The sequence below is a fragment of the Flavonifractor porci genome, assembly GCF_037572415.1.
Taxonomy (GTDB): Bacteria; Bacillota; Clostridia; order Oscillospirales; family Oscillospiraceae; genus Flavonifractor; species Flavonifractor porci.
Map to the genome: position 1 here is coordinate 172,565 of NZ_JBBHLB010000001.1, position 18,761 is coordinate 191,325.

Genomic DNA, 18,761 nt, shown 5'->3' on the forward strand with positions numbered 1-18,761 from the left:
AAGCAAAATGCTGTTTTTGTATAGAGTTTGGACATGAACCGGGTTTTGTCTATTTTCAATTTTCGTCAGAAAAGGTATTATGACACACAATGATAGGTATTGTTATGCCGTGAAAGGGGAAAACAAAGATGAAAATTCCTGACAGTCTGAAGCGTTATGGCCTGGCCAAGGTATTTGATTATCTGGATAAAGACCCTATGAACAACATGAGTAAGGTTATGGACCTGGTCAATAAGTTTTCCGGGGATACCTTGTCTCTTCAGCGGGAGGCCTTTGATAAAGTTATCAATGACAAGGATTCCTGCTGGCACCAGCTGATTGAGAAGGTCTGGACTGAGACTGATCCTGATGTGCTCAAGACCGTGTTTAACAATTTCTTTGTCAACGCCAACCTGGTGGGCTGGCCCAAGCAGGAGAAAATGCGTGAGAAGTACGGCTGCAACATTCCCTGGGCCATCCTGCTGGACCCCACTTCTGCCTGCAACCTGCATTGCACGGGCTGCTGGGCGGCGGAGTACGGCAACAAGCTGAACCTGTCTTTTGACGATATTGACTCCATCATTACCCAAGGCAAGGAACTGGGCATCTATATGTACATCTATACCGGCGGCGAGCCTCTGGTGCGTAAGAAGGACATCATTGCCCTGTGTGAGAAGCACGACGATGTGGCCTTCCTGTCCTTCACCAACGCCACCCTCATTGACGAGGAGTTCTGCCAGGATCTGCTGCGGGTGAAGAACTTCATCCCTGCCATCAGCCTGGAGGGCTTCGAGGAAGCTAACGACAGCCGCCGCGGTCAGGGCGTGTACGAGAAGGTCACCAACGCCATGGCTCTTTTGAAGAGCCACCACCTGCCCTTTGGTATCTCCACCTGCTATACCAGCGTCAACTATAAGGACATTACCAGCGAAGAGTTCTACGACAAGATCATCGATCTGGGCGCCTACTTTGTTTGGTTCTTCCACTATATGCCCGTGGGCAACGATGCCGCTCCTGAGCTGATGCCCACTCCCGAGCAGCGTGAGGAGATCTATCACCGCATCCGCGCCATGCGCCAGACCAAGGGCATCTTCGCCATGGACTTCCAGAACGACGGCGAGTACGTGGGCGGCTGCATCGCTGGTGGCCGCCGTTACCTGCATATCAACGCCAACGGTGATGTGGATCCCTGTGTGTTCATCCACTATTCCGATTCCAACATCCATGAGAAGACTCTGCTGGAGTGCCTGCAGTCTCCGCTGTTTATGGCCTACCATGATAATCAGCCCTTCAATGATAATATGCTCCGTCCCTGCCCCATGCTGGAGAACCCCGAGCGTATCGAGGAGATCGTCAACAGGACCGGTGCTCACTCCACCGATCCGCAGTCTCCTGAGACTGTGGAGCATCTGACGGCCAAGACCCACCCTTACGCCGACAACTGGAAGCCCACCGCCGACAGACTGTGGGCCCAGGCTCATCCTCAGTGCGGTGGCTGCACCGCCTGCAGCGGCAACAAGTAATACATAAAAAATTCCTCCGTCCTATGACGGAGGAATTTTTTATTCGTGGGAATGGCTATGTGTTCTGGTCATCAGGTTGCGAAAGCTTTCCATCAGATTTTCCTGATGGACCTCCGCTGCACGGAAGCGGAAGAGTGCAAAATTCAGATTGAACAACGTACCCAGTACGATGGCGGAGATCACGGTGCCGATACCGACCTGGCCGCCCAACAGCCAGCCGAGAATGATCACACCGATCTCCACAACCGCCCGGCACAGACCTACAGAGTGTTTGGTTTTTCGGGCCAGGGCTACCATCAGGGAGTCCCGGGGGCCGGCGCCCAGAGCGGCCTTCATATACAGCCAGGTACCGACAGCCAGCAGTTCCAGACCGCCCAGGAGCATCAGGATGCCGGAAAACAGATTTTCCATCAGTGGGATCCACCCCTGGGCCAGCATATAGTCAATAAAAATGGCGCATAGGGTGATATTTAAAATGGTACCCAGGCCAAAGCCCTCCCCACACAGGATGGCAACACCGATAGCGGCGGCGCCGACGATGATGGAAGCTGTACCGTATGTGATTCCAAATGTTTGAGCCATGCCCTGCTGCAGGACGCTCCATGGCTCCAATCCAATGTTGGCCTGGAGCATCATAACAATGCCCACCGCGCTGATCACCATGCCTAAAACAACCCAGAGCAGCCGGCGGGGATAGTGATAATCCATCTTGATCGAACCTCCCAATGAAACTGAGGAACGGGGGAGAGGCCTCATGCCTCTTCCTTGCGGATCGCGCTCAGATAACGATATACGCTGGCCTGGGAACATTCCAAAGCGTCCGCCACATCTTTCACCGCTCCCTTGAGCAAGAAAACGCCCTCGCTGTCCAGGGCCCCGATGATTTGGATGCGTTCTTCAGCATTGAGACGGTCTGCTGTGATGCCTCTGCGTTCCAGTTCCCGGAGCACTGCCTCGGTAGCTACGCCGTGAATGGAGTTGTGAAAACGCTCTGCCGGGGCAAACCGATCCGCAACAGACTCATCTACCTGAAAATTGGTATCTACAAAATGGTCAGGATGGCAGAGCCGCAGCAATGCGTCGCTGACTGCCTGAAAACGGCTATCATCAAAATTGATGCACAGCATTCCGATCAGCCTGCCGTCATGCTTGATGAACATAGTGGAGGAGCGCAGGGTTTTGCCGGTACTGGACACTCCAAGATAGTGAAGGATATAGTCTTGATTTTCGTAGCTTTTGTCCCGCAGGATACGCAGGGCAACGTTGGTCAGAGGGGCTCCTACTTCCCGGCCGCTGACATGATTGTTGGCGATGGCTACGATGGAGCGGTCTTTGTCCGTCAGATCATGAAGAGCCACCTCATAATCGGGACCCAGGGCATAGCCCAAAAACTCAGTCAGCTTGATGTAATGCTGCAACAATGGACTGGCCAATCGGCTCACCTCTATCCTTAATATTAGGCTCAGATTCTCTGTTGATCAAAAGACGCATCAAATTACATACACTTTTTATTTAGTATAGCGGATAATCGTCATAATGTCAAAAGAAGATTAGAGTAATTTTCTCATCGCAAAAATTTTTTTAAGTTATAGCAAAAAAATTGTATTGATAATTCCTACAAAATATCAAGGTCAAATTGTAAAATCGTACGAAATGAACAAAAGCGTGTTGACAAAAAATTATCTCCGTGATAAATTACTGTTGCCAAGTGAAAAGGAGGCGGAAAGCAAATATGAAAAAAATCGTCAATACCGACAAGGCGCCCGCGGCCATCGGCCCTTACGCTCAGGCGGTTGAGATCGACGGTCTGGTCATCACTTCCGGCCAGCTCCCCATCGATCCCGCTACCGGTGCGTTCCCGGAAGGCATTGCGGAGCAGACTCGTCAGTCCCTGACCAACGTGAAGTCCATCCTGGCCGAGGCTGGCCTGGGCATGGATAAGGTTGTCAAGACCACTGTGTTCCTCAGCGACATGAACAACTTCGGCGCTATGAACGAGGTGTACGCTACCTTCTTCGGCGAGGGTGGCTATCCTGCCCGCTCTGCTGTTGAAGTGGCTCGTCTGCCCAAGGATGCCCTTGTGGAGATTGAGGTCATCGCCGTCAAGTAAGCTCCAAATCCCCTATATACCACATTCGAAAAGGTTACTGTCCGCCTGTTGAAGGAGTCGGAACAGCCGACTCCCGACGACCGGGGTATCCTCTAATAAAATGATGGCGCAAAGCGCCGTATTAAATGGAGGTAAACAAAATGGACAAGAATGTGAAGCACTACCCTCTGGCTCAGACCGTTGAGATGCCCCAGCACTGTGCGTATGTGGTGCGCGACCTGCCCCAGGCTACTGTTGAGCAGCGTGAGCGTGCCCTGAACGCCACCCACTGGAATGAGTTCTCTTTCCCCTCCGGCCTGCTGACCGTTGATATGCTGTCCGACTCCGGTACCACCGCTATGACCAACCAGCAGTGGGCTACCATGATGCTGGGCGACGAGGCCTACGGCCGCAACACCGGTTACTATGTCCTGCTGGACACCTTCCGCGACATCTTTGAGCGCGGCGGCGAGAAGAACTGGAAGAAGAGCATCGACCTGGTCCGCACCGACTGCCGTGACCTGGAGAAGATGATGGATGAGCTGTTCCTCTGCGAGTACGAGGGCGGCCTGTTCAACGGCGGCGCCAAGCAGATGGAGCGCCCCAACGCCTTCATCATTCAGCAGGGCCGCGCCGCTGAGTCCGTGCTGATGGAGATCGTGAAGAAGATCCTGACTGCCCGTCATCCCGGCAAGGTCTTCACCATCCCCTCCAACGGCCACTTCGACACCACCGAGGGCAACATCAAGCAGATGGGTTCCGTGCCTCGTAACCTGTACAACAAGGAGCTGCTGTACGAAGTTCCCGAAGGCGGCAAGTATGAGAAGAACCCCTTCAAGGGCAACATGGACATCGAGAAGCTGGAGCAGCTGATCAATGCCGTGGGCGTGGAGAACGTGCCCCTGATCTTCACCTGCATTACCAACAACCCCATCTGCGGCCAGCCCGTCTCCATGGCTAACATCCGCGAGATCAACCGCGTGGCCCACAAGTATGACATTCCTCTGGTCTTCGACGTGGCTCGCTGGGCTGAGAACGCCTACTACATCAAGATGAACGAGGAAGGCTATGCCGACAAGTCCATCGCTGAGATCGCCACCGAGATGTTCTCCTACTGCGACGCCTTCACCATGTCCGCCAAGAAGGACGGCCACGCCAACATGGGCGGCATGCTGGCCTTCCGTGACCAGGGCCTGTTCTGGAAGAAGTTCTCCGACTTCAACGAGGACGGCACCGTTAAGACCGACGTGGGCGTGCTCATCAAGGTCAAGCAGATCTCTTGCTACGGCAACGACTCCTACGGCGGCATGTCCGGCCGTGACATCATGGCTCTGGCTGCTGGTCTGTATGAGTCCTGCGACTTCAACTATCAGCATGACCGTGCCATGCAGTGTGAGTACCTGGCTCAGGGCTTCTACAATGCTGGCGTGAAGGGCGTTGTTCTGCCCGCCGGCGGCCACGCTGTGTACATCAACATGGACGAGTTCTTCGACGGCAAGCGCGATCACACCACCTTTGCCGGCACTGGCTTCTCTCTGGAGCTGATCCGCCGCTATGGTATCCGCGTGTCCGAGCTGGGCGACTTCTCCATGGAGTACGACCTGAAGACTCCCGAGCAGCAGGCTGAGCTGGCCAACGTGGTCCGCTTCGCTATCGACCGCAGCCGTCTGACCAAGGAGCACCTGGACTACGTCATCGCCGCTGTGGCTCAGCTGTACAAGGACCGCGAGTCCATCCCCAACATGCGTATCCTGTGGGGCCACAAGCTGCCCATGCGTCACTTCCATGCCTTCCTGGAGCCCTATCCCAACGAGGAGAAGTAAGACGCGCCGTCGCATGGCCTCAAAAACAATGTGACGTAACTGCATCACGCGGAAGTATGCAGACACAATGAACGGCGGCGCCCACGAACTCAATACTTCGTTCGTCGGGCGCCGTCGCACATAATAGCAAAGGTTTGTCAGACAATTTAAGAGGGAATAAGGAGGGTCTATTATGTCAGGCTCCGCTCCTAGCAATGTTGAAAACCGCGATGGATTTAAAAGCAAATGGGGCTTTATCCTCGCGTGCATCGGCTCTGCCGTAGGCATGGCCAACATCTGGCGTTTCCCCTACATGGTCGCCAAATATGGCGGCATGACGTTCCTGCTTCCGTACTTCCTGTTCGTCGTTCTCATCGGTATGTCCGGCGTGATGGAAGAGTTCTCCCTGGGCCGCTGGGGCGGCGCGGGTCCCGTTGGTTCTTTTGGTAAGGCTGTTGAGGACCGGGGCGGCAAGCGCCGGATCGGCGAAGTCATCGGCGCCATTCCCGTCATCGGCTCCATGGGTCTGGCCATCGGCTACACCGTGGTTATGGGCTGGATCTTCAAGTACACCAAGATGGCCATCTCCGGCGAGTTGTTTGCCATGGGCCAGAACATGGACAATATCATTGGCACTTTCTCGGCTGCTGCTCCTGAGACCAAGACTCTGGGCGAAGGCGTGGGCATGATGCTCCAGAACGGTATCTTCGGCATCGGCAACGGCGTGTGGATCATCGTAGCCATTGTGGTCTCCGTGGTCATTATGGCCCTGGGCGTGTCCGGCGGCATTGAGAAGGCCTGTAAGGTCATGATTCCCACTCTGTTCGGCCTGTTCCTGATCATGGCTGTGTACATCGCCACCCTGCCCGGCGCCGGCGACGGTTACAAGTTCATCTTCTCCCTGAATCCTCAGGGTCTGCTGGACTGGCACGTTTGGATTTTTGCCTTTGGTCAGGCATTCTTCTCCCTGTCTGTGGCTGGCAATGGTTCCGTTATTTACGGTTCTTACCTGGGTAAGGACGTGGAGATTTCCTCTTCCGCCCGCAATGTGGCCGTGTTTGATACTCTGGCTGCTCTGGTTGCCATGTTCGTGATCATTCCCGCTATGGCTACCACCGGCGGCCAGCTGGACAGCAATGGCCCTGGCCTGATGTTCATCGCTCTGCCCGGCGTGTTCAACGGCATGGGCGGCATTGGCTGGGTCATCGGTGCCTTCTTCTTCATCGCCGTGCTCTTCGCCGGCACCACCTCTATCATCAACCTGTATGAGACCCCTGTGGCCTTCATGCAGGAGAAGCTGAAGCTCAACCGACTGGTGTCCACCATCGTGATTCACGTCATCGGCCTGGTTGTTGCTCTGCTCATCCAGCCCTGGACCTCTCAGTGGATGGACATGGTTTCCATCTACATCTGCCCCTTCGGCGCTGCCTTGGCTGGTGTGATGTTCTTCTGGGTCATGAAGAAAAAGACCGCTCTGGATGCAGTCAATCAGGGTGCCAAGAAGCCCATCGGCGGCTGGTTCTACCCCTTCGGCAAGTTCATCTATGTGCCTCTGTGCATCGTGGCTCTGATTGCCGGCGCTGCGCTGGGCGGCATCGGCTGATCTGCCGAGCAGTTACAAAACAAAAATGGTCCGCTGCAATTTGCAGCGGACCATTTTTTATTTACTGTTCAGCCATGGAAGAGCACGCCATAAATTGCAAACAGGCCGGCCGCATAAGCGGTCGGCCTCAGTCTGTCAAAAAAGGCGGAACTGATGCGAGAGAGAAATCAGTTCTTGCACCGAAGAAAAGCCCTCGGCAGAGTTTTGCCGCCCGCAGGCGGCAAAACAGAGTAAGAATCTGTTTTTTCCAAGGACATGAGCCTTGGAAAAACACTTCTCAGCCCGCAAGCGTGCGCGCTTTGCGTGTGCGACGCAGCGGGCTGCATTCCCTCGAAAAAATGCTTGCATTTTTGAGAAGCGTGTCGAGCTTTCTCGACACGCTGAGGCCGGCCGCATAAGCGGTCGGCCTGTTTGCGTAGGTCAGCCTTTGTGATCTTCTACAATCTCGCCGCTGCGGAAGGCCTGTACCAAGGCCATCAGATCATCGATCTGCTCCTGGAGCTGGCGGCCCACATCAGTACCGGCAATCTTTAGACGGGACTCCAGCCGCTCAAACACCACCGAGGTAGAGGTGATATCCTGATTTTCCCGGATAGCATTGGCGCGCCCTGCAAAAGGCTCATGGGAGACCAAACGGAAACAGGCCGAATTGTAGATCAAAGTATAGCCGGCAATGCCGGTTGTCTTTTGGTAGGCCTTACAGAAGCCGCCGTCAATGACCAGCAGTTTGCCGCCAGCCTTCATAGGACTCTCGCCCTTTTTGGACTTTACCGGCACATGGCCGTTGACAATATGACAGTGGGGACCTTCCAGCCCAAACTCTTTCAGCAAGCGCTCGCACACCGCTGGGTCATTGTACAGCTGATAGTAGGCGTTTTTAGGTTCGGCCCAGGTGGATTCATCCAGAATGAGTCGCCGCTCAAAGGTGGTCATCCGGTCGCGGCCAAAAATGGGACTGTTGCGGCCTGCCCACAGGAACCACAGAAAGTCCATGCCGAACTGCCGCTCAGGGGAGCCGGGCTTGTTATAGTAGGCCTGGCGGGCGTTTTGGTCGGCGTAGTCCAGGAAGGCTTTGCCTGACAGGGTAACGCCGCCGATGGTGAAGGATTGAAGCTGACCATCCGCCGTCATGGGGATACAGCCGTGGAAGAGCAGATTGCCGTTGTAGATTTTGTACAGGCTGCCCTTGGAGTAGAGGAAACGGACGTGGCGCTGGAGCTTCTCGCTGTGGAGGAAGGAGCTGGTCAGCTGGTTAATGAGGGTGTTTTCTTCTTCCGTGAGGGTGTAGGGATCGTTGGGGTCCACAGTGGGGAAGTCGGTATCCTCCAGCGGGTAGGTGGTACCATTGATGGTGATGCACTGATTCTCGTAGTCGATCTTGTCCAGCAGCAGCCGGTCCGCCATACCGAAACAGGGGTTGCGCAGCAGCTTCTGACCCTCCAGCTTGAAGAGAATGATGGTGATGGCCTTGTGCATTCGGGCCGCCAGCAGCTTATCCTTCTCCGTGTAGTGGGCGGCGTCCTCGTTGGTAAGCTTGACCTCGAACTGGTGGATATCGCAGTCCTTATATACTTCGTTGGCAAAGACCGACAGGGGCCGCAGGGAAATGCCGTAGCCCGTCTCGATGACCTCCAGGTTGTTGTAACGCAGGGAGTTGGCCAGTACAGTGGCTACCAGGGTGCGGGAGCCGGAGGCAGCGCCCATCCAAAGTACGTCGTGGTTGCCCCACTGGATGTCCACGCTGTGGTAGTTCATCAGGGAATCCAGAATGATGTCCGCCCGGGGGCCACGGTCAAAGATATCGCCTACCAGATGGAGATGGTCCACCGCCAGGCGCTTGATGAGCTCGCACAGCTGCACCAGGAAATTGGAGGCCCGGTCGATGTCGATGATAGTAGAGATAATGTTCTCGTAATAGTCCCGCTTGTCCATGTCCTCGTAGTGGGTGTGGATCATTTCATCGATGATGTAGGCGTACTCAGGAGGCATGGCCTTACGGACCTTGGAACGGGTGTATTTGGAACTGACCAGCCGGCACATCTCGATCAAGCGATGAAAGGTGATCCGGTACCACTCCCGCATATCGGCGGTCTCCCGCTCGATTTCCTCCAGCTTCTCCTGAGGATAGTAAATGAGGGTGGCCAGCTGATCCAGATCGGCCTTGGACACGGTGGTGGCAAACAGGCTGTCCAGCTTCTCGCGTACCACGCCGGAAGCCGAGTTCAGGATGTGAAGGAAGGCCTCGTACTCGCCGTGGACGTCGGAGATAAAGTGCTCGGTGCCTTTGGGAAGGTTCTGAATGGCGTGGAGGTTGATGATCTCGGTACTGGCGGCCTGGACATTGGGGTACTGCCGGGCCAGCATTTTCAGGTAGTGCAGGTTTTCCGGACGGTATGCTTTCTTGCCTTCCATGGAAGGGCCTCCTTTTGGATGTGGTTGCCAATATTATCCCACTTTATGTGCCTGGTTGCAAGTAGAATCCAACCCTTGTCGGACTTGACAGTGTAAAATTACGGGATATAATTGACATATCAATCATTGATATGTCAATTGAGAAGGTGAGTAGATGGAAAAGACATTCCATATGCTGCTTTATCGGGCCTTTCATGCCCAACGGGGGATGCTGCGCCCCTGTCTGACGGAGGTAGGACTGGGAACAGGGCAGCCCAAGCTGCTGGGTTACCTCAGTCAGCATGGCCCCAGCCGCCAGCGTCAGCTGGCCGACTATTTTGAGATCGATCCGGCGGCGGTATGCCGGATGCTGGACAGTCTGGAGAAAGGCGGCTTCGTGACCCGGTGCGGGGACGGACAGGACAAGCGCCGGGACCGGATCGAGATCACTCTTGCGGGCCAGAGGGCCTATGACGCCTGGCGGAATTGCTGCCGGACCATGGAGGAACGGATGTTGGAGGGGTTTACGCTGGAGGAGCGGGAGCGATTTGCCGACTATCTGAGCCGGGCGTATCGAAATCTGAAGACGGCAGGGGAGGGACAGCCATGAAAGAACTGAAACGCCTGCTGTCCTATTTAGGACCCTACCGCCGGGACCTGTTTCTGGGCGGATTGTTGGTGCTGGTGGAGACAGCCTTTGAATTGGTGATCCCCGTGCTGATGGCCGACCTCATTGATGTGGGAGTGGAGAATCAGGATCTGAATTATATTGTGGTCAAGGGTGTACAAATGGGCGTATGTGCTTTGCTGGCTTTGATCACCGGCCTGCTGTATGCCAGGTTTGCTGCCCGGGCTGCCTACGGCTGGGGCGCCCGTATTCGGGAGGCCCAGTATGAGCGGGTGCAGGACTATGCCTTTTCCAACCTGGACCGCTTTGAAAGCTCCTCTTTGGTTACCAGGATGACCACCGATGTAACGGTGCTGCAAAACGCCATCAACGGCGGACTGCGCCCTTTGGTGCGCAGCCCGGTGATGCTGCTGATGGGGCTGGGGCTGTCTTTCTGGATGAATGCCCGGCTGGCCCTGATTTTTGTGGTGACCGCCCCCATTCTGGCGCTCATCCTTTTCTTTGTGGTGCGTAAAGTAGCGCCCATGTATGGCAGGCTCCAGATGGCCATGGATAAGCTGAACAATGTGGTCCAGGAGGGTCTTACCGCCATCCGGGCAGTGAAGGCCTTTGTGCGGGGCGAGTATGAGGAGGAGAAGTTCCGGGCGGTCAATGAGGAGCTGATGGCCACCAGTCAGCGGACCTTCCACTTTGCGGTGCTCAACCTGCCCGCCTTCCAGTTTACCATGTACACCGCCATCGTACTCATTCTGTGGTTCGGCGGTGGTATGATCCTGGAAGAGAGCCTTCAGGTGGGGGAGCTAACTGGCTTTCTCAGCTATGTGCTCCAGGTGATGAACTCCTTCATGATGATCTCCAACGTGTTCCTACTGCTCACCCGATCGCTGGCCAGTGCCCACCGCATCGCGGAGGTATTGGAGGAGAAAACGGCCCTTGCCTCCCCAGCCCAGCCGGTGGAGGAGGTGCCCGATGGCAGCGTGGACTTTGAGAATGTGTCCTTCAAGTACCATGCCGACGCCAGGGAATATGCTCTGTCTGGGGTCAATTTGCATATCAGCGCGGGCCAGACTGTGGGTATCCTGGGCGGCACCGGCTCCGCCAAAACCACTCTGGTGCAGCTCATCCCCCGGCTGTACGACGCCACCGAGGGTACTGTTCGGGTTGGCGGGCACGATGTTAAGGACTACGACCTGACGGTTCTGCGGGACGCGGTGGGCATTGTACTCCAGAAAAATGTGCTTTTTTCCGGTACTGTTCGGGAGAACCTGAAGTGGGGAGACCCGGATGCCGACGACGAGACCCTGTGGGCGGCCTGCCGGGCGGCTTGCGCGGATGAGTTTCTGGAGCGACTGCCAGAGGGCCTGGACACTGACCTGGGGCAGGGAGGTGTCAACGTCTCCGGTGGCCAGAAACAGCGGCTGTGCATTGCACGGGCGCTGCTGAAAAAAACCAAAATTCTGATTTTTGACGATTCCACCAGTGCGGTAGATACTGCAACAGAGGGCAAGATCCGGGGGGCTCTGAGTCAGCTTACCGGTGTGACCAAGATCATCATTGCCCAGCGCGTCACCTCGGTGATGCACACCGATCTGATTGTCATCCTGGAGGATGGCAGAATTCACGCCGCCGGTACTCATAGGGAGCTGCTGGAGCACGATCCCATCTATCAGGAGATCTACGCATCCCAGAGGAAAGGAGGGGAGGAACATGGCTAGGCAGCTCAGCGCCAAGAAGCCCAAGCACCTGGGCTATACCCTGCGTACCCTTCTGTCCTACATGGGACGGCACAAGTTTCTGCTGTTGGTGGTGGCAGTGCTGGTCACGGTCAGCGCCCTGGCGAATCTCCTGGGAACCTATATGATCCGGCCGGTGGTCAATCACCTGGCCACCGGGGGAGTGGAGGCCCTGCTGCGGGGCGTCATCCTTACCGCCCTCATCTATCTGACAGGGGCCCTGGCGGCTTGGGGCTATACCCAGACTATGGTGAAGGCAGCCCAGAAAGTGCTTTATGACATTCGTCGGGACCTGTTTGCCCACCTCCAGAAGCTGCCTCTCCGCTTCTTTGATACCCGCCGCCATGGCGATGTGATGAGCTATTTCACCAACGACGTGGATACCATTTCGGATGCCCTGAACAACAGCTTCGCCATGGTGATCCAGAGTTTTATCCAGGTGGCAGGTACCCTGACTATGCTCTTCATCCTGAACTGGCGGCTTACCCTGGTGGTGGCGGTGTGCTATGTGATCATGTTCCTCTATATCCGCTACAGCGGAAAGCGGAGCAAAGCCTACTATAATAAGCAGCAGCGTGCATTGGGTGATCTGGACGGCTACATTGAAGAGATGGTGGCGGGCCAGAAGGTAGTCAAGGTATATAACCACGAAAAAGTCAACCTGCAGACGTTCCGGGAGAAAAACGAGGCCCTCCGCGAAGCGGGTACCGGCGCTCAGGGTTATGCCGCCACCATGATCCCGGCGGTGGTGAGCATCTCCTATATCAATTATGCCATTGTGGCTGCTTTGGGCGGCTATATGGCCATGGCGGGCATGACCGATGTAGGCAGCCTGGCCAGCTATCTGGTTTTTGTGCGCCAGGCTGCCATGCCTATCAACCAGTTTACTCAGCAGACCAATTTTCTGCTGGCCGCTCTGGCAGGTGCCGAGCGGGTTTTTGAAGCTATGAACCAGACCCCGGAGGTGGACGACGGACAGGTGAGGTTGGAAAGGCGTGACGAAGGCTGGGTTTGGCGCAAGCCTGACCGCTCTGTGGTACCCCTGCGGGGGGATGTTCGCTTCGAGAGTGTCACCTTTGGTTATGACGCCGGCCACCCCATTCTGAAAGAAATCAGCCTCTTTGCCAAGCCCGGCCAGAAGATCGCCTTTGTAGGCTCTACTGGTGCGGGCAAGACCACCATTACCAACTTGATCAACCGTTTTTACGACGTGCAGAAGGGTCGGGTGACCTACGACGGCATTGACGTGAAGGACATCCGGAAAGATGAGCTGCGGCGATCCCTGGGCATGGTGCTTCAGGATACGCACCTCTTTACTGGTACCATTGCCGATAACATCCGCTTTGGTAAGCTGGACGCCACCATGGAGGAGGTGGAGAAGGCGGCCAAAATCGCCAACGCCGACTCCTTTATCCGCCGTCTGCCCCAAGGCTACGACACTATGGTGACGGCGGACGGAGCCAATCTCTCTCAGGGTCAGCGGCAGCTGCTTGCCATTGCCCGGGCGGCGGTGGCCGATCCGCCGGTGCTCATCCTGGACGAGGCAACCAGCAGCATCGATACCCGCACGGAAGCCCTCATCGAGAAGGGAATGGACCAGCTGATGGAGGGCCGGACAGTGTTTGTCATTGCCCACCGGCTGTCCACGGTTCGCAACGCCGACGCCATTATGGTGCTGGAACAGGGTAAAATCGTGGAGCGGGGCAGTCACGATGACCTGCTTGCCCAGCAGGGGGAATATTATCAGCTGTACAACGGTATGTTTGAACTGAACTAAAAGGACATAAAAAAGGACGCCGTCAGGCGTCCTTTTTTATGTCCGATTAGAACAGATGAATGGTAGTGATCAGGCCGGAGAACACGATGGAGACAGTGGAGCACAGCTTGATCAGGATGTTCAGGGAGGGGCCGGAGGTATCCTTGAAGGGATCGCCCACGGTGTCGCCGATGACGGCGGCCTTGTGGCAGTCGGAACCCTTGCCGCCATGGTGGCCGGCCTCAATGTACTTCTTGGCGTTGTCCCAGGCGCCGCCGGCGTTGGACATGAACACGGCGACCACGAAGCCGGTGACGGTAACGCCGCCCAGCAGGCCAACGACAGCCTCAGCGCCCAGGATCAGGCCCACGATAACGGGAACGATAATGGCCAGCAAGGAGGGGATGACCATCTCATGCAGAGCACCCTTGGTGCACAGGTCCACGCAGGAAGCGTAGTCGGGATCGGCCTTTCCTTCCATGATACCGGAGATCTCACGGAACTGACGGCGGACCTCTACCACGATGGACTGAGCGGCCCGCTGCACGCCGCTCATGGTGAGGGCGGCGAAGATGAAGGTGAGCATGGCGCCCACAAACAGACCCACCAGCACGGCGGGGTTGGTGAGGGACAGGTCCATGGCGTGGTCCAGCTTGCCCTTGACCACATCCACATAGGAGACCAGCAGAGCCAGAGCGGTGAGAGCGGCGGAGCCGATGGCGAAGCCCTTACCGGTAGCGGCGGTGGTGTTGCCCAGGGAATCCAGGGCATCGGTGCGGTTGCGGACCTCCTCGCCCAGGCCGCTCATCTCGGCGATGCCGCCGGCGTTGTCGGCCACGGGGCCGTAGGCGTCGGTGGCCAGGGTGATGCCCAGAGTGGACAGCATACCCACAGCGGCGATACCAATGCCGTACAGACCCTTGGAGAAGAGCAGCTCATACTCCGCGCCGCCGGTGGTCAGAGAACCGCCGGAGGCCAGGAAGGAGACGATGATCGCGATACCGATGATGATGATGGGAGCGGCAGTAGACAGCATACCCAGGGAGATGCCACCGATGATGGTGGTAGCAGCGCCGGTCTCGGTGGAGTCAGCCAGGCCCTGGGTGGGCTTGTAGGTGTCAGAGGTGTAATACTCAGTGAAATAGCCGATGGCGCAGCCAGCCACCAGACCTGCCAGAATGGAAATGTAGGGGCCCCAGGAACCCATGATGAAATAGGTAATGGGGGCAGCGGCGATAGCGGCCAGAACGGCAGCGGTGTAGGTACCCTTACGCAGGGTGGCCAGCAGGGACTTCTGGGTGGCGTTCTCCTTGGTGCGGATCAGGAAACTGCCCAGCACGGAGCAGATCACGCCCACCACGGCAATGACCAGGGGCAGCAGCATGGCGTTCCAGGTCATGTTATCGGTGGCATAGGCGGCGGCGCCCAGAGCGAAGGTGGCCAGGATCGAACCAACATAGGACTCGTACAGGTCAGCGCCCATGCCGGCCACGTCGCCCACGTTGTCGCCCACGTTGTCAGCAATGGTGGCGGGATTGCGGGGGTCATCCTCGGGGATGCCGGCTTCCACTTTACCCACCAGGTCAGCGCCCACGTCGGCAGCCTTGGTGAAGATACCGCCGCCCACGCGGCCGAACAGAGCCATGAAGGAGGCGCCCATGCCGAACATAACCATGGTCTGGGCGATCTTGGCGGCATCAAAGTGGGCAATATATTTCAGGATGTGGAACCAGATGGACACGTCCAGCAGGCCCAGACCCACCACGGTGAAGCCCATAACGGCGCCGGAGGAGAAGGCCACGTTCAGGCCGCGGTTCAGGCTCTCATGAGCGGCGTTGGCGGTACGGGCGTTGGCGGAGGTGGCGATCTTCATGCCGACGAAGCCGGCCAGGCCGGAATAGATGCCGCCGGTGAGGAAGGCGAAGGGGATAAACCAGTTATCCAGCATACCAGCTCCTGCCAGAATAAGTAAAATTACGAAGACTACAATAAAGATCTTTGCGACGGTGGTATACTGGCGCTTAAGGTAAGCGTTAGCGCCTTTACGGATAGAGGCCGCGAGTTTTTGCATCAATTCGGTGCCTTCAGAGAACTTTAACACCTTTCTTGCTTGGGCTACGGCGAAGATTAGCGCGATAAAAGCACCAACTAGACCGAGCCAAAAGAGGTTTTCGATCATCTTACCCAACTCCTTTGTTTCGGGAATCCATTGTAGCGCAAGGGTTCCCGGTTTTACAGACAACATTATAATACCTCAAAATGCATCCGTTTGGCAAGAGTATTCAAAAAAGAAAGCGTCAAATCCTTGGATTTGACGCTTTGGACAAAAACGAATGGACAGTTCAAGACCGTTTCCATGCATTTCCGCTAAAGAGCACTAAAATGGGCAAAATCTCCAATCTGCCAATAATCATACACAGTGAAAGAACCAGTTTGGAAAAGCCGGAAAAGAGGGCATAGTTGCCCATTGGTCCCACCAACTCCAGGCCGGGACCAATATTGCCAATGCAGGAGACCACGGCGGTAAAGGTGGTACCGAAGGAGTAATTATCGGCAGAAACCAAGAGTGTGCCTCCAAGTGTGATAAGGATATAGGCAGAAAAGAAGATATGAACGGAACGTAGGGAGGATTCTTCAACCACTCGCCCATCCAGCTTAACCACATTAACCGCCCTGGGATGAATGACTTGTCGAATTTCCCGGCGTATACATCTTCCCAGTAATAACATACGAGAACACTTGATGGCGCCGCCAGTGGAACCGGCGCAGGCTCCGGTGAACATTAAAAGAACCAGCAAGATACGGGAGAATTCCGGCCAAAGATTAAAATCGGTACTGGCAAAGCCGGTAGTTGAAATAATGGAAGCAACCTGAAAGGCTGCATGACGGATGGACTCACGCCCGGTGGGATAGATGTTCCAGATATTCGTGGAAACCAGCGCAATACTTGTAAAAACGATCAAAAGGAAAAAACGAAGCTCATCACTCTTAAGTACCTGCCTGACCTTGCCGCACAGCAGCAGGAAGTAGAGAGAGAAGTTTACCGAGAACAGCAGCATAAAAATCGTGATAATAATCTCGATGGCGGGACTGCTATAGGCGGCAATGGAGATGTTTCTGGTGGAAAATCCGCCGGTGCCTGCTGTGGCGAAAGAGTGAACAATGCTGTCATACCAGGGCATCCCGGCGATCTTTAGGATGATGATCTCAATGGCGGTCAGCCCACAATAGATCCCGTACAGGATTTTGGAGGACTGACTGCTTTTGGGTACCAGTTTACTGACCACCGGGCCGGGACTCTCGGCCTTCATCAAGTGGAGGGTGCGGGACCCAAGACCGGGCAGCAGCGCAATGGTGAGGATCAGTACGCCCATGCCGCCCAGCCAGTGGATAAAGGAACGCCAGAACAGAATACCCCGGGGCAGCGGTTCCACCGCCATCAGAATAGAGGCTCCGGTGGTGGTAAAGCCGGAGACCGCCTCGAAAAAGCAGTCTATGTAGGAGGAGAAATAACCGCTGAAATAGAAAGGAAGCGCGCCAAAGACACCCATCAACAGCCAGATCAGCGCCACAGAGAAAAAGCCCTCCCGGGGGAAGAAGTGATCATCGCTGGACAGAAGAGAGAGGATGAAACCGATTACCATGACCAGTGGTATGGTAAAGAGAAAAGGGGTGGGGTCCTCCTGATAGATCAGACTCACCAACAGCGGCAGCAGCATGGTGATGGCGCTTACCATCAGTGTCTTTCCGGTTACTCTCAATACCAGTTTATAATTCATTGCGTTGCCCTCAGATCCAGCAGTGAGTCCTCATAAATATCATTGAGATCCAGGATGCCGTGATTGCGGGAGATCAGGATCACGGTGTCGCCTGAGGAGATGTGGCTGGAGCCATCTGGAATGATGATCTTGCCCTGGTGGACCAGAACGGCGATAAGGATACCCTTTTTCAGCCGTAGATTCTTCAGCGGCACACCCTGATTTTTGGTAGTCTCATTGGCAATAAACTCCAGGGCCTCTGCGTGCCCGTCACAAATTTTATACAGCGCATTCATCACGCTGCCCTTGGAATTCTGCATTCCACGGACCACTTGGAGGATGTGGCTGGCGGTGATGAGTTTGGGGGAGATCACGCTGTCCAGTCCGGCGGCATGAGCGATGCCGGCGTAGTTTTGGCGGTTGGACTTGGCCACTACCTTTTTCACACCCTGCTGCATGGCGTAGAGCGAGATGATGATGTTGTCCTCGTCACGGTCGGTGAGTGCGATAAAGGCATCGGAGGCACCAGCATTCTCTTCTTCCAGCAATTCCTGGTCGGTACCGTCGCCTTGAATAATGAGCGCCTGGGGGAGCATATCACTGAGGTGACGGCAGCGCTCCGGGTTGCGTTCCACAATTTTGACCTGCATTCCCATCTTGAGCAGGATGTTAGACAGATAGTAGGAGATGCGTCCCCCGCCTAAAATAAACGCGGAGTGCAGTTTGGGGATATTGCGGCCCAGCAGGCGGAAGAAGGAGGTCAGTCCAGCGGGCTGACCCACCAGGTAGAGCCGGTCGCCCACCCGGGGGATAAAGGCGCCGTCAGGAATGATGACCTGTCCGTCATCCCGTTCGGCCGCGCACAGGAGCATGGGCAGTTCCCGGAGCTTGCTGCTCTGGGCGGACAGAGGCTGATCGGTCAGGAAATCGCCTTCCCGCACCCGGAAACCGATCAACTCCACCCGACCCCGGTAGAAGGTCTCAATGTTGGCAGCGCTGGGGAAACGGAGCAGACGGGAGATCTCCACAGCTGTGGCATTTTCCGGATTGATGGCCAGGTCGATGCCCAGTTCCTGCTTCATATGAGACAGTTCCATGGCATACTCCGCATTGCGTACCCGGGCAATGGTAAATTTAGCGCCCAGCCGTTTGGCAGTGAGACAGCAGACCATGTTGACCTCGTCCAGGCTGGTGGCGGCGATGAGCAGATCTGCCGATTCAACACCCGATTCCTTCAGGGCGGAGATAGAGGCACCGTTGCCCTTGACGCACATCACATCCAGAGATTCTGAAGCGTGGCGCAGGGCGGCGTCATTGGTGTCGATCACCGTGACGCTGTGCTCTTCCTGAGACAGATGCTCTGCCAGTGTAAAACCGACCTTTCCATCTCCCACAATGATGATCTTCAAGCATTATCCATCCTTTCAGGGCACCCAGACCCCTTTAGACGCTTTATGGAACCAGGCATGAGCGTATATTCGTGGTCCATAATCGTAGCA

13 protein-coding genes are annotated in these 18,761 nt (G+C 55.9%); 7 read left to right on the top strand and 6 right to left on the bottom strand.

Annotated elements, in window-relative coordinates:
- Positions 1–128 precede the first annotated feature (128 nt).
- On the top strand, positions 129–1,502 hold the full coding sequence (locus WHJ28_RS00825) for a radical SAM protein (protein WP_340039163.1): 1,374 nt from the start codon (positions 129–131) through the stop codon (positions 1,500–1,502).
- 39 nt (positions 1,503–1,541) lie between these two features.
- On the opposite strand, the gene WHJ28_RS00830 is transcribed toward WHJ28_RS00825, so the two are convergent.
- Both WHJ28_RS00830 and WHJ28_RS00835 read right to left on the bottom strand, forming a co-directional pair.
- On the bottom strand, positions 1,542–2,210 hold the full coding sequence (locus tag WHJ28_RS00830) for a YczE/YyaS/YitT family protein (protein WP_340039164.1): 669 nt from the start codon (positions 2,208–2,210) through the stop codon (positions 1,542–1,544).
- A gap of 44 nt (positions 2,211–2,254) precedes the next feature.
- Entirely contained in the window at positions 2,255–2,935 is a 681-nt protein-coding gene (locus WHJ28_RS00835; RefSeq protein WP_340039165.1) for a helix-turn-helix transcriptional regulator, read from the bottom strand.
- Between the two features lie 299 nt (positions 2,936–3,234).
- Between WHJ28_RS00835 and WHJ28_RS00840 the strand changes: the two genes are divergently transcribed.
- From WHJ28_RS00840 to WHJ28_RS00850, 3 genes are all read left to right on the top strand, one after another.
- Complete coding sequence (locus WHJ28_RS00840) at positions 3,235–3,612, top strand: RidA family protein (RefSeq protein ID WP_087326604.1); 378 nt, start codon at positions 3,235–3,237, stop codon at positions 3,610–3,612.
- Positions 3,613–3,752: 140 nt separating this feature from the next.
- Entirely contained in the window at positions 3,753–5,414 is a 1,662-nt protein-coding gene (locus WHJ28_RS00845; RefSeq protein WP_340039166.1) for a tryptophanase, read from the top strand.
- Positions 5,415–5,586: 172 nt separating this feature from the next.
- Positions 5,587–6,996 carry a sodium-dependent transporter gene (locus WHJ28_RS00850; RefSeq protein WP_340039167.1) on the top strand — a complete coding sequence of 470 codons (1,410 nt, stop codon included), beginning with the start codon at positions 5,587–5,589 and terminating at the stop codon, positions 6,994–6,996.
- Positions 6,997–7,416: 420 nt separating this feature from the next.
- On the opposite strand, the gene WHJ28_RS00855 is transcribed toward WHJ28_RS00850, so the two are convergent.
- The gene (locus WHJ28_RS00855; RefSeq protein ID WP_340039168.1) at positions 7,417–9,408 is read right to left on the bottom strand and encodes a fructose-1,6-bisphosphatase; all 1,992 of its coding nucleotides are present in this window, start codon (positions 9,406–9,408) and stop codon (positions 7,417–7,419) included.
- A gap of 154 nt (positions 9,409–9,562) precedes the next feature.
- Here WHJ28_RS00855 and WHJ28_RS00860 point away from each other — a divergent pair, with 154 nt between their 5' ends.
- From WHJ28_RS00860 to WHJ28_RS00870, 3 genes are read left to right on the top strand one after another with little or no spacing between them, the layout of a single operon-like run.
- Positions 9,563–9,997, top strand: a complete 435-nt coding sequence (locus WHJ28_RS00860; RefSeq protein ID WP_340039169.1) for a MarR family winged helix-turn-helix transcriptional regulator — start codon at positions 9,563–9,565, stop codon at positions 9,995–9,997.
- Complete coding sequence (locus WHJ28_RS00865) at positions 9,994–11,730, top strand: ABC transporter ATP-binding protein (protein WP_340039170.1); 1,737 nt, start codon at positions 9,994–9,996, stop codon at positions 11,728–11,730. Before WHJ28_RS00860 ends, WHJ28_RS00865 begins: the two co-directional genes overlap by 4 nt.
- Positions 11,723–13,525: an ABC transporter ATP-binding protein gene (locus WHJ28_RS00870; protein ID WP_340039171.1), complete on the top strand. Its 1,803-nt coding sequence runs from the start codon at positions 11,723–11,725 to the stop codon at positions 13,523–13,525. Before WHJ28_RS00865 ends, WHJ28_RS00870 begins: the two co-directional genes overlap by 8 nt.
- Positions 13,526–13,571: 46 nt before the next feature.
- Here the strand turns inward: WHJ28_RS00870 and WHJ28_RS00875 are convergent, their stop codons facing one another.
- The 3 genes from WHJ28_RS00875 to trkA all read right to left on the bottom strand — a co-directional run bounded on the left by WHJ28_RS00875 (position 13,572) and on the right by trkA (position 18,671).
- Positions 13,572–15,683 carry a sodium-translocating pyrophosphatase gene (locus tag WHJ28_RS00875; RefSeq protein WP_340039173.1) on the bottom strand — a complete coding sequence of 704 codons (2,112 nt, stop codon included), beginning with the start codon at positions 15,681–15,683 and terminating at the stop codon, positions 13,572–13,574.
- A gap of 163 nt (positions 15,684–15,846) precedes the next feature.
- The gene (locus WHJ28_RS00880; protein WP_340039175.1) at positions 15,847–17,283 is read right to left on the bottom strand and encodes a TrkH family potassium uptake protein; all 1,437 of its coding nucleotides are present in this window, start codon (positions 17,281–17,283) and stop codon (positions 15,847–15,849) included.
- Positions 17,280–18,671, bottom strand: a complete 1,392-nt coding sequence (gene trkA, locus WHJ28_RS00885) for a Trk system potassium transporter TrkA (protein ID WP_340039176.1) — start codon at positions 18,669–18,671, stop codon at positions 17,280–17,282. The genes WHJ28_RS00880 and trkA overlap by 4 nt, the downstream gene beginning before the upstream one ends.
- Between the last annotated feature and the right edge of the window lie 90 nt (positions 18,672–18,761).

Coding starts and splice junctions, on each gene's coding strand:
- WHJ28_RS00855 (WP_340039168.1), bottom strand. CDS start 9,408: ATGGAAGGCAAGAAAGCATACCGTCCGGAAAACCTGCACTACCTGAAA.
- WHJ28_RS00870 (WP_340039171.1), top strand. CDS start 11,723: ATGGCTAGGCAGCTCAGCGCCAAGAAGCCCAAGCACCTGGGCTATACC.
- WHJ28_RS00860 (WP_340039169.1), top strand. CDS start 9,563: ATGGAAAAGACATTCCATATGCTGCTTTATCGGGCCTTTCATGCCCAA.
- WHJ28_RS00875 (WP_340039173.1), bottom strand. CDS start 15,683: ATGATCGAAAACCTCTTTTGGCTCGGTCTAGTTGGTGCTTTTATCGCG.
- WHJ28_RS00880 (WP_340039175.1), bottom strand. CDS start 17,283: ATGAATTATAAACTGGTATTGAGAGTAACCGGAAAGACACTGATGGTA.
- WHJ28_RS00825 (WP_340039163.1), top strand. CDS start 129: ATGAAAATTCCTGACAGTCTGAAGCGTTATGGCCTGGCCAAGGTATTT.
- WHJ28_RS00830 (WP_340039164.1), bottom strand. CDS start 2,210: ATGGATTATCACTATCCCCGCCGGCTGCTCTGGGTTGTTTTAGGCATG.
- WHJ28_RS00840 (WP_087326604.1), top strand. CDS start 3,235: ATGAAAAAAATCGTCAATACCGACAAGGCGCCCGCGGCCATCGGCCCT.
- WHJ28_RS00850 (WP_340039167.1), top strand. CDS start 5,587: ATGTCAGGCTCCGCTCCTAGCAATGTTGAAAACCGCGATGGATTTAAA.
- WHJ28_RS00845 (WP_340039166.1), top strand. CDS start 3,753: ATGGACAAGAATGTGAAGCACTACCCTCTGGCTCAGACCGTTGAGATG.
- WHJ28_RS00865 (WP_340039170.1), top strand. CDS start 9,994: ATGAAAGAACTGAAACGCCTGCTGTCCTATTTAGGACCCTACCGCCGG.